We start from the raw sequence: 12,680 nt of genomic DNA on the forward strand, positions 1-12,680 counted from the left end.
TAGCCGCGCACTATAGCATACAGAGTTACAATTGCAGAATAGAAACGCACTTAACTTGATCAATTTCAAGTTAACTATTTGGGACCCGCACTGATTTTCAGCGCTTTTGGTAAAAACTGCTCGAATATTTGATGCAACCGATCTTTGGTCACAGGTTTGGCGACAAACTCATTCATACCGACGTCAAAGCAATGTTGTTGATCTTCTTTAATAACATTGGCACTCAACGCAATAATGGGAACGTGTTTCCCCCACTCTCCCATTTGTCGAATACGCTCAGTAGTAATGAAGCCATCCATCACTGGCATTTGGCAATCCATAAACACCAAGTCAAAAGCTTGCTTCTCACATAGCTGAAGCGCTTCTTCACCATGATTTGCGACGCTCACTCGAACGCCGAGCTTTTCCAACATAATACGCACGACTTTCTGGTTTACGATGGTATCTTCAACAATCAATACCCAAGGTTGATTGTCATGCTGGAGGCTGGTTTCATTGTCTTCAACTTTTGGAAAAGTCAAAACATTAGGTCGTTCCGTGTAGGTAGACCGTGCTTTTACTACAACTGGAATCGAAAACTCAAAACAACTACCGAGCCCCAACTCACTTGTCAGCTGGATTTCTCCTCCCATTAAGTTCACCAACTGAGCACCAATCGCCAAACCAAGGCCGGTACCACCGTACTTTCTGGTTGTACTGCCATCGGCTTGTTGGAAACGTTCGAAGATCGCTTGTTGGTTCTCTTTCGCAATACCAATGCCAGAATCAACGACGCGAAATCGAATCATGGCGATATCATGCTCTTGACGTGTTAACTCAACAAGAAGCTTCACATGACCACGATCAGTAAATTTGATCGCGTTGCTCAACAAATTGTTCAATACCTGTTTTAAGCGTGCAGCATCACCTTGCACTTCCGCTGGCAAGTGAGGATCAATATCGCTAAGCAATTGCAGATTCTTCTGCTTGGCTTTGACGGCGTGTAAGCTGATCACATCATCCAAAATACGGCGCAGATCATAGCTCGCATTTTCTAATTCGACTTTACCTGCTTCGACTTTAGAAAAGTCGAGAATATCGTCGATGATCGTCATTAAAGAGTGAGAAGAACTATCGATGATCTCTACAAACTCTTTTTGCTGAGGATCGAGTTTGGTGTCACCCAGTAATGAAGCGACACCAATAATGCCATTCATCGGTGTTCGAATTTCATGGCTCATGGTGGCAAGAAATTCACTTTTTTTGCGGTTGGCGACTTCCGCTCTATCTCTTTCTTCTTCAAGTTCAGTCTGATGCTCACGGACTTTCTCAACGCTTCGGTTGTATTTCTCCGCCAACACGCTCACTTCATCAAAACACCAACGCTTTGGGAGCGTAACTTTGCTTGGGACCTTCCCGCCACTAAAATCGCTCACGGCGCCGGAAAGCAGTTGGAGAGGATTGACCAAGAGGCGGAAGGCGACCCAAAGCACGCCAATTATGAGCAATAGGATCTTGATCGCTTCTGTCGTGAGCAAGAAAAAAAATTGTTGCCAAAGATCTTCATAAATCGAGCTCAGATCCGCCTGAACAGTCAATGTCGCCAGATCATAGGTTTTATCACCAACACGATATTGCATCGGCCAACTTCTTTCTACGACATCCTCAGAAAGTGCGGTGCCCAGTTCGACGATAACTTCATCTTCATTAGCGATACGTAAATAATCCACAGAGGGCATGCGCATTGCGCCCTCTGCTTGAGTGAGTAACAGCTCCCTATCCTCCACCCATAAGCTGGCAGAAAAGCTCGATAAGTAACTGGATTCGACCTGCTTTAGCTCGACGTGCAAATGGGCTAAATCTTCGTTAAAAACTCGATATAAACTCACAGCGGAAATGATGACAGTAAAGATTAAACTCAACGTTAGCACCGCCAACATAAGTTGGTTGCCGATACTAAATCGACGTTGAGATCGCTCTTTTTCATCCATATGAAATCGCTCCGATAAACTTGCGCTACTCTAAATATAGCCACGCGCAAATAATAATCGAGGATACGATGAAAAGACTTCTACTTAGATTGGCTTTTAGTTTTATTGCGATAGGAACTTATGCTACTGCCGCTGAAGTGAACTATTACGTTATCGCCGACCAAGCAAGGCCATTTCAAATAGAACAACAGGGGCAAATGCATTCCGGGATTGTGACTGACATCGTCAGTGCCATTTTCGCTGAATCAGATTATCAGGTGAATTATCATACTTATCCGTTTAAACGAATGATCTCCATATTAGAAGAAGGTGGCGAACCAAACTGGCTAACTTACGGCAGCCCAAATTGGGGCAAGGTGCAATCAGAAAACTTGTCTGAAGAGCCCATTTACACTGTAAAACATGTATTGGTCTCTAGTAGTGAGAAACCGTTAGAGTTCAAGAATATGGACACCATGCATGGCCGATCTATCGTATTACTACTCGGTTTTGATTATCCGAATTTAATCCCATTCTTTGAGGATGGTAGTGTGAATGAAATACGCGTTAAAGATTATGATGCCGCATATCGAGTGATAACCCGAACACCAGGAGATACAGCCTTCGTCGAAATGGAATCACGCGTTATGTACAACTTAAAACGCCTCAATTTGTCGCTAGAAGATTTTCAGATCCAATCTTTCGACTCAGTTATCCCTGACTACTCGATCTATTTGGCCTTTTCGCCCCAAATGAAGCCAGAAACTCAGGACTACATCAATACACGTTTGGCTGAGTTAAAAATATCGGGTGAAATTGATGAGATCATTCAAAGATATCAATAAATGACCTAACGAACGAAAACGCCAACGATAGTATCGTTGGCGTTTTCATCTATTGAGACATAGATGATGCTTTACTTGGTGTGATTGACAAACTTAGGATCAAACATGTGCCCTAATTTACTCGCCTTAGTTTGCAAGTAGTGTTGATTGCTCGGATTATTACCTTCTTGCAAGGGCACACGCTCAATGACGTTGATATCAACCGCTTTTAACGCAGCCAGCTTACGTGGGTTGTTCGTCATTAGTCGCACCGCATCAATGCCCAAATGCTCTAACATCCCTTTACAGAACGCGTAATCACGCATATCGGCAGCAAAGCCCAAACGTTCATTGGCTTCTACAGTATCGGCGCCATCGTCCTGGAGGTGATAAGCTCGAATTTTATTAATCAAGCCAATACCACGTCCTTCTTGACGCAAATAAAGCAGTACACCACATCCCTCTTCGACAATATTTTGTAGCGCCCTGTTGAGCTGAAAACCACAGTCGCAACGCGTACTAAACAAGGCATCGCCAGTAAGGCACTCCGAATGCAACCGAATAAGCGGTGCAGCGCTGCTTGCAGGCTCTCCATACACGAGGGCAAGATGCTCTTTGTTCGTGGCAGTTTCAACGAAGCCATACATCATAAATGTGCCCCATTGGGTAGGCAATTTGGCTTTATCGATGAACTTCACGAGATTGTAGGGCTCGACATGTCTCAGCTCAGCCCGAACGTTCATCAGAATTTCTCCTAAATGATTTTCTCCTTTACCGTCTCCCCCATCCCCCCAAAAGGCATCTTTGTGAGAATGCTCTGTGAGACAAGCGTTACCCGTTCTCATTAACTGCTGCGCTAAAGGTGGATTTTGCAGAAACTTTTCTCTAACGATGAAAGCCATAACGGCCAACTTCATATCCTCCCAGTCACTTCTGACGAAATGTTCGTATTTTCGGCTTAAGGCGAATGCTTCATCGGGAGTGCTCGCGTGTTGAATTTTGCTTTGTAACTGCGCATCGAGGAACTTTTGGGCTTGATAATAATGTTCGCTGGTGGGCCAAGTTTGGGAGGATATATTGACTGGGGCATGGCAAAAATTGGAAAGAAAACCGTGGGGCTCATCGGGCTCATAAAAAAGGATTTGGTCAACCATACTCGCGCTCCTTGCTTTGTGGTCGCGATAATCAACAAAAAGCATATCGCTATTGATATATCTTTTAGTAACGCTAGGTAAGATTGTCAAACTTCTACATAGATGAAAATGAGTTTGGATCTAGAACTTTTTAGGTAAAAGAGAGGTGAATTAGAACGTTTGGATAAGAAAAATAAAGAGATGTGAGATGTTGTAGTAAGACGCAATGGCTAAAATGGAGCGAAAAATAAAAAGGGCAGCCCGACGACTACCCTATGGATTGCTATACCAAACTAGAGCAATCAGTGTATCAAGCCAAGCTCCCTTGCTTCTTCAATGGTCAATCCACTTTCACGGATTTCACGTAGCGCTTCAATGCGTCTTCTAGCTTCTGCTGATTTCACTGTTTTCTCAGGCTTCACAACGGCTTCTTCATCAGGTAATTCCCATTTGTGAGCGATGTTGGTCATCTCGTCATGGTCGATAGAATTAATGGACATATTTCCTCCGAACACACCATGTTTTCGATGCGTAATCTATAGCAAAACAGGAACGAGGTGGTAAGAAAAACAGTAGGGAAATGTGACCCCTCCCGCCCTTTCGTTAACTCCTTAATAGATCCATCATTTAAGTTTTGCCAAGGGGCAAATTTACGATTAAATTTGAGTAATTCCCCCTAAGAAAAGTGTGCTGATCCAGCTCTCAATTCTCGTCTTCCTTGACTTCATTAACAACGCCGGATACCACTTTTTATTTCGCCTAACTTTCGAGTCACTTCACTGATTCACCGCTTGCCACTTTCTAAAAATCATCACACCTGATAATGATAATGATTATCTTTTACATTGGTAAGGTATTTATATGGATGGTATTAACTTAAATCATGCATACCACAATAATCCGGTCATCCAGATCCGAGATTTATGCGTCGATTACATCACCGATAATGGTGATTTCAATGCGGTAAAATCCGTCAGCTTCGATATCGGCAAAGGAGAAGTATTTGGACTTGCTGGTGAATCGGGATGTGGCAAAAGCACGATCGCATTCTCGATCAATCGTCTCCATAAGCCGCCAGCGTTCATTTCTGGCGGTAAAATATTATTTGATGGCAAAGACATTCTTAGCCTCTCAGATTTTGAGCTAACCGCTCTGAGGTGGAGTGAAATCGCCATGGTGTTTCAAAGCGCGATGAACTCACTCAACCCTGTCTTAACGATCCAAGAGCAATTCGCAGACGTATTGCGTCATCACCAAGGACTCACCAACGCTCAAGCGAAAGATCGAGCAGAAAAACTATTGGACTTGGTCAATATTCCGCGAGAACGGTTAACGGAATACCCTCACCAATTTTCAGGTGGAATGCGTCAGCGCTTGGTGATTGCCATTGCTTTGTCTTTGAACCCTAAGCTGATCATTATGGATGAGCCCACAACCGCTTTAGATGTGGTGGTACAAAGGGAGATTTTACAACAAATCTATCAGCTTAGAGATGAATTTGGCTTCTCAGTACTCTTTATTACGCACGACTTGGCGCTGATGAGCCAATTGTGTGATCGCATTGCCATCATGCGGCATGGAGAAATCGTCGAAGTCAATCAGGCATACAAAATTCGCAATAATCCTCAACATCCCTACACACAAAAGCTATGGGCTTCTTTCCCAAACATCCACGACGTCCACAAACAACCAGAGCAACCAGGAGCGCAATCATGAATCAGCCTATCATCCAAATGAAAAACGTGATTAAAGAATTCAGAATAGGCGGTGGTTTAGCGAAAGAGGAAACCTTCCGTGCCCTCCAAGGCGTGAGCTTTGATCTGTATGCAGGAAAAACTCTGGCTTTGGTTGGAGAATCAGGCTGCGGTAAAAGTACGTGTGCTCGCTTGATCACTAAAGTCTATCCGGCAACAGAAGGCGAGATCCTTTTCAATGGCACTAATATCAATGAGATTACGTCACGCTCAGCGCTCCAAGAGTATCGCAGTAAAGTACAAATGGTGTTTCAAGATCCGTTTGGCTCACTCAATCCAACTCATACCATTCGCCATCATCTAACACGCCCTTTAAAGATTCATAAGCAAATCCAAAGCGAGCGTGACATTCCTGCCCGCTTGGAAGCGCTTTTAAAGCTGGTGGAACTACCTGAAGAGACATTAAATAAGTTTCCTCACGAGCTTAGTGGTGGACAACGTCAGCGAGTAAACTTAGCACGTGCTCTCGCCGTCGGTTCGCAAATCATTCTTGCGGATGAGCCAACATCGATGCTGGATGTCTCCATTCGCCTCGGGGTACTGAATCTAATGCAGCGCATGAAGCAAGAGCTAGGAATCGGCTTTTTGTACATTACTCATGATTTGGCGACCGCACACTACATCGCGGAAGAAACAGCTGTGATGTACAAAGGGCAAATCGTTGAATGGGGTGATACACACTCAATACTGAAGAATCCGCAGCACCCGTACACCAAACTATTGATTTCAGCCGTTCCCGATCCAGATCTTCCTTTTGGTAACTTAGTGAAAAGTGAGCCAAACTATTCGATAGATGCCGATGAAATTCGTAGTCGTAGCAGCATCATTGTCGACGAATTTGATCAAATAGGACCCAATCACTATGTAAAACAATGGACTGAGGCTGCGTAATGGAATTGAGGACTTGGCAAGATCAGATCGCCATGTGGTATGAACATCGGAAGCATGATCAAGTTGAAAACCTGGAAGCGATCTTATATCAAGCGCCCGACGGCGTGTTTGGCCCAGAACTGAACGAAGTTCAAAGCAAAGCGATTGCTTGCTGGCTAGACGGTTGTTTACGTGTGTTTCAACATGCTAGGTACCGAGATCCTAAAAAAGCGTATCAAACCTTGCTTTACACGAGCGTAAAGCTCGAGCAAGCGGCATGTCAGGTATCGACCGATATTCTGATCAAAGATTGGTGTTTAAAGCGACTTCAGCACCTTACCGTTTTAGCTTTAGAGTTTTGTAATCAGCAATGCGATCAAAATGAGTGGCAACAACAAGCACATAACCTGATCGAGTCGCATGTTGCTTTGATGCGATTTTTAAAATTGGAGATGTAGCTCAGTCTAATAAAATTGCGGGGTTATGGTACGAATAATAGAGGGCTGAAGTAGCCCTCTATTAAGGCGTAGATGCTGTTGGAGGCAGCTTCTACATTTTTCATGAAATCGTAGAAATCACTTCTACAAGACATATGATACCTCAAATACTATTACTTTTGTCAATAAAAAGTCAGGAGAATGAAATAATAAATAGTTTAAAACTCATTTCACACTCACTGATTGCACATATTAGGTTTATAATTAAAAAAACAGACTCATATCCACTAGTTTCATTACTAAATGATACAATCTCATTCAGTAATGAATTTATTTTTCTAAAAAGCCTAATAGTTCGCCTACAAAGTACAAAGATCCTCTAAGATAGGGGCTTATTGAAAAGGAAGTATAATAATTACAAGCTAGCTAAGTTTTTTAAATTATCATTTTATTTACAGTATAGAAGGTCAATTTCCATTCTCTAATAGTCTTCAATAACATTTTTAGTTTTACAGGCCTAAGCTTTCATTTGTATAACTCGAATCAACGATATATAAATATCGATATAGACAAGATTATGTGTTTTCATCCACCTTAGACTCGTTTACATGAAAAGTGAAATTATTATGTGTGATTATCACATACTTTTTAGGTTAATTCTTATTTTTAGGAGCATTAAAAATTCAATCATATAAAGATAACCAATACCAACTCTTAATATTTTCTGTTTATTTTTGTAATAAAAATCATTTTATCTAACTAAAACATACTTAGCCACATTGATATATTTATACTAATAGCTATATTTTTAAGAGATTTATTATCCACTATTTGATAGTAAGCTTCACCTTAAGTTATAAGTTTACTTTTAGAAGGTGCAACGAGTATTTATTGGCTATTTTCGTTCTATTTTTCACTTAACTCATTTGAAGTAATAATCTTATTTTTTATTAAATAAATATTATAGATTACAAAAAGTTTTATATACAATAGCAAAAGTTGGTTTTTGTTTTAATTGGAAATGCAGAAATAAAAAAAGCGAGTTTCCTGAGGAGAAACTCGCGAAGTCTATTCAGAATGAATGTAACAATATGAGCCAATCTATTAATCATCAGAAAGGACAAAAGGTTGTCTATTCGTGATAAATAATAGTCTCAAGCTTGGCTCCTAATGTCAGTGATTTGTTAGAGTTAAGTCTGTTTTTTATCATCGAAAGACATTGTTACATTTCAAATCAATACGCCACGCCTATTGCTTGATACACATCAAGCAACGCTTTTAAATCGCCATTTCATCCAGAGCGCGGAATACCATTTCATCCATGTGGCCATCGAAGATTTGACGGCACACCTTCCGACGTACCGCTAATCCAGCAATCAAGCGCTCAATGGTAAGATGCTTAATATCATTTTGAGTGTTAAACAGCTCGACGGTTTTGCTTAATGTCTCATAAGGAATTGGCTCATCCCCTACCCTTAGCCAATCAAGCTTCTCTATGTAATCAGAACACTCTTCTTTGATTGAGGCATATGAGTGCCCTGTCATCGCAGATAAAGCCGTTATACTGCGTTCTAGAGCCTCTGGTGAGGTATATTTAGATAAAGTAATGGTGATCTCGTCTGCATTGATCTCTACCAGGTGTTTTCTTTGCTTCACGCGGCGGCCTAAATTCCCTCTTGGAGATGGCGCTTTGCGTTGGATAGGCTCAAATTCGCCGTCTATGATGCCTGAGAGCTCTTCAAGCTGTTGTCGGGTAACCATCTCATTACGAAGTGGGTTTGGCAGCGTAGGCGCCATGTTACGCTTTCCTGCGTTGGTTGTTCGCGCACGTGAATAACGTAAGACTTCTTCCACATCGCATTTAATATCGATCTGGTAGTCCATAACTTTGTCATTCTCGATCACAGTTTCGATCGTCAGGTGATAACCCCACAAATTAACGACAAACAGCTCATCCGTTCCCTTACCATCCGATAAACGCTTCAGCTCTCGGATCAAATCCATCGAGAATCGTCGCCATTCGATGTTACGTGCCAGCTTCTGGTTTAATTCACTCAGCAGCATGCAGTCAGTATGACGACGCACCATGCGGCTACGAAAGAAAGAATACAGTTGGAATACCAAAGTATGTTGCTTCAAGATCTCTGGTGGGAACAAGAAGAAATAATCACGCGTTAATAGTTCTTCATAAAACGAAGGCTCCCAAACCAAAATGTACAAGTTTGGCTTGATACGAATTTCACCATCGCTTCCCTCTATAGGCGCTTCTTCAGACGCAGTGATGGTTCGAGCAAGAAAACGAAAACGATCACTTTTGAATCCTTCTGGCATGTTTTCACTTAGCCAACGACCAGTAAGTTCATGCAGCTGGAAATCGGTAAACTCAATACGATCAATACTGTCGCGAATAGAATCACGTGCTGGACCACTGTCTTTTTTGCCTCGAAGCGACAAAATATCAGTAATGTATAACGGCGTCTTGTTCGGCACGTGTGCTGCGTCGAGTTGATACTGATCTTTGTGATGATCATGGTATTGCACGGTCAACGTGAACAGAGCAAATAAGGTCATCAGATCATCCACAGTCATGATATTTTTGGATGATCGCGTTTCAATAACCGCTTTGGTACCAGAGATCGACACCATGGATTTCTGATAACTTTTTCGAGTTCTTGGTGGTGCAAGTGCTTGGTCAATGATCCCAGCCCAATTCGTTGGAGATACGACAAATTGATCGGTTTCATCTTTCATCGTTGGAGGGGTATTCAACCCATGTTCATTCAACAAACGCTTGTTCACTTGGGTTTGAGCCAATGCTTTTGAACGTTTTTGCTTTTCGTTTTGGCGTACTTTGTCTGTAACAAGACTTGTTGCACCCAACACTGAAATAAGCTGATTAGGATTAACAAACTTATGTAACATCGTCTTACCAGCAAGTCCTTCTTCAAACCGCACTGGAGTTTGAGTAAACAAACCAATGTTTACTGCTGCACGTAAGCGTTGTTGCAGAGCTGCACGAGTGAGTTGTCCGTCCGTTGCTTCCACAATCTCTGTGGTTGAAACCAATCCATCTTTGCTGCTGAAACCTCGCAATGAGATCAGATTAAGCAACTCTAAGATGCTTTTGGTCACCCCTTTGAAATGTTGGTACTGCTCTACCCAATCTGCAGAGGATTCATGTACCTCAAAAAGATGGCCATCCTTATGGCTTCTAGGTGCTTTAATCAGAATTTTTTCATCAGCCGTCATTTTAGATCCAGATCACACTAGCCGTAGTTGTGCTATGGTTCCGAAGAATAAAGAAAAACAGATCATAAATAAAGAAAAAAGATTGTTTTTTAAATAACTGATCTTTTTGATTAATCTGATCTTAATTGATTATATGATCTAATGATCTGGCTATCGTTTTCCCGCTAAGTGCATGTTCTATAAAGTGATTATTTTCATGCATGTCGGAACTATGATCATGTTAATTCTGAAACTATGATCAACAATAGCCTGAAAGCATGATCACATTTGCTCGTAAGCATGATCATTAAGTTTATGAAAAGATGATCAAAAGAGTCTTGAAACGATGATCATGATGTTTTTACAGGTTATCCACAGATGCTGTGTTTAATAATGATCTTAATGAGGATTTTATTGAGCATTGTCGATGTTATTGATACTCGGATCGATGATCAAGAGCTGAGATAGCTATCGTTCTGGAGACAATATTGATGATAAATTACTCATGTGATGAAAATGCATCCAAGTAGCTCTTATTCCGCAGTAAAACCTAGTTTCGGGCTATTCTTAGGAAGCATGATCATGAGAGTAAGATTTATCATAGTCACTTGAACAATTTCATTGTTCCGGCTTCTCTATCCACTAATTTCTTCTCCATCCCCCATTCTGACTGCATTCAACCGTAAATTAGAGACAAAAACTCATGCTTCCGAGAGATTCTATAGCTTGATCATATTTCCGATTGATGGATCTTATTTAATCCGCGAGTTTACACCCTCATCTACTCTATTTTTCCATGATCATGCTTTCGTATTTGTGTTTTATCATGGAAGCATGATCATAAGCATACCTTGATCATACTTCCATAAGAGCATCACTTGAACAGCCCTTTTTGGCTCGGATACATGATCAAGGTTGTTATTAGCGTTCATGTTGAAAGATTGCTTTCTATTTTTTGTTTAAATTAGGTTGGCCTAACACAATCCGTAATTTAGCTTAATAATATAATCGTTCCGGTAGAAAATTGATTTACATTGTAAATGAGTGACAGTGTAACACTTTTATTTTTAAGTTTAAGGTGTCCATTTATTCGAAGATTATTTAATTAAAAATAGTTATGTTTTTTACCATAAATCATAAAAGCGTCGATTTGAGTGTTTTTTTATGTGATGGTTATTCAAAATGTTCGTGCACCTTTTTGTTGTTTTTGGTCTTTACTGCTGTACAATTGCAAGCATAAATCCTTCCAACGGAATTTGGCATGAAAAGAGAAAAAACGATTGAAAACCTTCTTGAGTTGGCGGAGCTGACTCAGCAGGTTCAAGCTGACCGTATTGAAATTGTTTTAGAAGAGCGAAGCGATAACTACTTCCCACCAATGTCTAAGGCGATGATGGAAACCCGTTCAGGTTTAACTCGTCGTAAGCTCGATGACGCGATTGGTAAGATGGAAGCCGCTGGCCATCAATTTACTAAAAATAACGCGAATCATTATTCAATTACGTTAGAAGAAGCACATATGCTTATGGATGCGGCTGAAGTGCCTAAATTTCATGAGCGTAAGAAGAATTCAGGTAACAAACCTTGGATTATTAACGTGCAGAACCAGAAGGGTGGTACAGGTAAATCAATGACAGCGGTCCATTTAGCGGCATGTTTAGCGCTAAATTTGGATAAACGCTACCGTATTTGTTTAATCGACTTAGACCCACAAGGCTCGCTACGTTTATTCCTCAACCCACAAATCAGCATGGCAGAGCATGACAATATCTATTCTGCTGTAGACATTATGTTGGGTAATGTGCCTGATGGTGTAGAAATTGACAGTGAATTTTTGCGTAAAAACGTATTGCTGCCAACGCAATACCCGAACTTAAAGTCGATTTCAGCGTTTCCAGAAGACGCAATGTTTAATGCTGAAGCATGGCAAACGCTATCTGAAGACCCATCACTCGATATCGTTCGTCTGCTAAAAGAGCAACTGATTGATAAAATTGCTGATGACTTCGATATCATCATGATTGATACCGGCCCACACGTTGACCCACTAGTATGGAATGCGATGTATGCATCAAATGCGTTGTTAATCCCTTGTGCGGCTAAGCGTCTGGACTGGGCTTCAACAGTAAACTTCTTCCAGCATTTGCCTACGGTATATGAAATGTTTCCGGAAGACTGGAATGGTCTTGAGTTTGTTCGCTTGATGCCAACCATGTTTGAGGACGACAATAAGAAGCAAGTTTCTGTTTTAACTGAAATGAACTATCTTCTAGGTGACCAAGTTATGATGGCTACTATCCCTCGTAGCCGTGCGTTTGAAACCTGTGCCGATACCTACAGCACAGTATTTGATCTGACAGTAAGCGATTTTGAAGGCGGTAAGAAGACGCTAGCCACCGCACAAGATGCTGTTCATAAAAGCGCACTGGAATTAGAGCGTGTGCTGCATTCTAATTGGCCGTCATTGAATCAGGGGTAATAAGTA

General features: G+C 41.3%; 9 protein-coding genes. 5 read left to right on the forward strand and 4 right to left on the reverse strand.

The window, feature by feature from the left end:
• Window positions 1-74: 74 nt before the first annotated feature.
• A complete protein-coding gene (locus J8Z23_RS21350; protein ID WP_134646294.1) occupies window positions 75-1,970 on the reverse strand; it encodes an ATP-binding protein in 1,896 nt (631 codons plus the stop codon).
• 68 nt (window positions 1,971-2,038) lie between these two features.
• Here J8Z23_RS21350 and J8Z23_RS21355 point away from each other — a divergent pair, with 68 nt between their 5' ends.
• Window positions 2,039-2,794: a transporter substrate-binding domain-containing protein gene (locus J8Z23_RS21355; protein ID WP_434635354.1), complete on the forward strand. Its 756-nt coding sequence runs from the start codon at window positions 2,039-2,041 to the stop codon at window positions 2,792-2,794.
• Window positions 2,795-2,865: 71 nt separating this feature from the next.
• Here J8Z23_RS21355 and ribA read toward each other — a convergent pair whose 3' ends face one another.
• Together ribA and J8Z23_RS21365 are read right to left on the reverse strand one after the other, a co-directional pair.
• On the reverse strand, window positions 2,866-3,927 hold the full coding sequence (gene ribA / locus J8Z23_RS21360) for a GTP cyclohydrolase II (RefSeq protein ID WP_074190277.1): 1,062 nt from the start codon (window positions 3,925-3,927) through the stop codon (window positions 2,866-2,868).
• Between the two features lie 281 nt (window positions 3,928-4,208).
• Window positions 4,209-4,406, reverse strand: a complete 198-nt coding sequence (locus J8Z23_RS21365; protein WP_005392088.1) for a PA3496 family putative envelope integrity protein — start codon at window positions 4,404-4,406, stop codon at window positions 4,209-4,211.
• Between the two features lie 361 nt (window positions 4,407-4,767).
• Between J8Z23_RS21365 and J8Z23_RS21370 the strand changes: the two genes are divergently transcribed.
• Genes J8Z23_RS21370 through J8Z23_RS21380 form a run of 3 tightly spaced genes read left to right on the forward strand, consistent with a single transcriptional unit; the run spans window position 4,768 to window position 6,988 of the window.
• Window positions 4,768-5,622: an ABC transporter ATP-binding protein gene (locus tag J8Z23_RS21370; RefSeq protein WP_434635356.1), complete on the forward strand. Its 855-nt coding sequence runs from the start codon at window positions 4,768-4,770 to the stop codon at window positions 5,620-5,622.
• Complete coding sequence (locus J8Z23_RS21375; protein WP_145534050.1) at window positions 5,619-6,551, forward strand: ATP-binding cassette domain-containing protein; 933 nt, start codon at window positions 5,619-5,621, stop codon at window positions 6,549-6,551. The genes J8Z23_RS21370 and J8Z23_RS21375 overlap by 4 nt, the downstream gene beginning before the upstream one ends.
• The gene (locus tag J8Z23_RS21380) at window positions 6,551-6,988 is read left to right on the forward strand and encodes a transcriptional regulator (protein ID WP_434635357.1); all 438 of its coding nucleotides are present in this window, start codon (window positions 6,551-6,553) and stop codon (window positions 6,986-6,988) included. The genes J8Z23_RS21375 and J8Z23_RS21380 overlap by 1 nt, the downstream gene beginning before the upstream one ends.
• Before the next feature lie 1,257 nt (window positions 6,989-8,245).
• On the opposite strand, the gene J8Z23_RS21385 is transcribed toward J8Z23_RS21380, so the two are convergent.
• Complete coding sequence (locus tag J8Z23_RS21385) at window positions 8,246-10,216, reverse strand: replication initiator protein RctB domain-containing protein (protein WP_301658962.1); 1,971 nt, start codon at window positions 10,214-10,216, stop codon at window positions 8,246-8,248.
• A gap of 1,240 nt (window positions 10,217-11,456) precedes the next feature.
• Here J8Z23_RS21385 and J8Z23_RS21390 point away from each other — a divergent pair.
• Window positions 11,457-12,674 (forward strand): AAA family ATPase, encoded by a 1,218-nt coding sequence (locus J8Z23_RS21390; protein ID WP_005374503.1) that lies wholly within the window; start codon window positions 11,457-11,459, stop codon window positions 12,672-12,674.
• Window positions 12,675-12,680: the final 6 nt, after the last annotated feature.

Origin of the sequence: Vibrio sp. SCSIO 43086 (genome assembly GCF_051132235.1) — a bacterium.
Taxonomy (GTDB): Bacteria; Pseudomonadota; Gammaproteobacteria; order Enterobacterales; family Vibrionaceae; genus Vibrio; species Vibrio diabolicus.

Bases quoted from the DNA above. Each gene is read 5' to 3' on its own strand.
- J8Z23_RS21350 (WP_134646294.1), bottom strand. From the start codon at position 1,970: ATGGATGAAAAAGAGCGATCTCAACGTCGATTTAGTATCGGCAACCAA.
- J8Z23_RS21355 (WP_434635354.1), top strand. From the start codon at position 2,039: ATGAAAAGACTTCTACTTAGATTGGCTTTTAGTTTTATTGCGATAGGA.
- ribA (WP_074190277.1), bottom strand. From the start codon at position 3,927: ATGGTTGACCAAATCCTTTTTTATGAGCCCGATGAGCCCCACGGTTTT.
- J8Z23_RS21365 (WP_005392088.1), bottom strand. From the start codon at position 4,406: ATGTCCATTAATTCTATCGACCATGACGAGATGACCAACATCGCTCAC.
- J8Z23_RS21370 (WP_434635356.1), top strand. From the start codon at position 4,768: ATGGATGGTATTAACTTAAATCATGCATACCACAATAATCCGGTCATC.
- J8Z23_RS21375 (WP_145534050.1), top strand. From the start codon at position 5,619: ATGAATCAGCCTATCATCCAAATGAAAAACGTGATTAAAGAATTCAGA.
- J8Z23_RS21380 (WP_434635357.1), top strand. From the start codon at position 6,551: ATGGAATTGAGGACTTGGCAAGATCAGATCGCCATGTGGTATGAACAT.
- J8Z23_RS21385 (WP_301658962.1), bottom strand. From the start codon at position 10,216: ATGACGGCTGATGAAAAAATTCTGATTAAAGCACCTAGAAGCCATAAG.
- J8Z23_RS21390 (WP_005374503.1), top strand. From the start codon at position 11,457: ATGAAAAGAGAAAAAACGATTGAAAACCTTCTTGAGTTGGCGGAGCTG.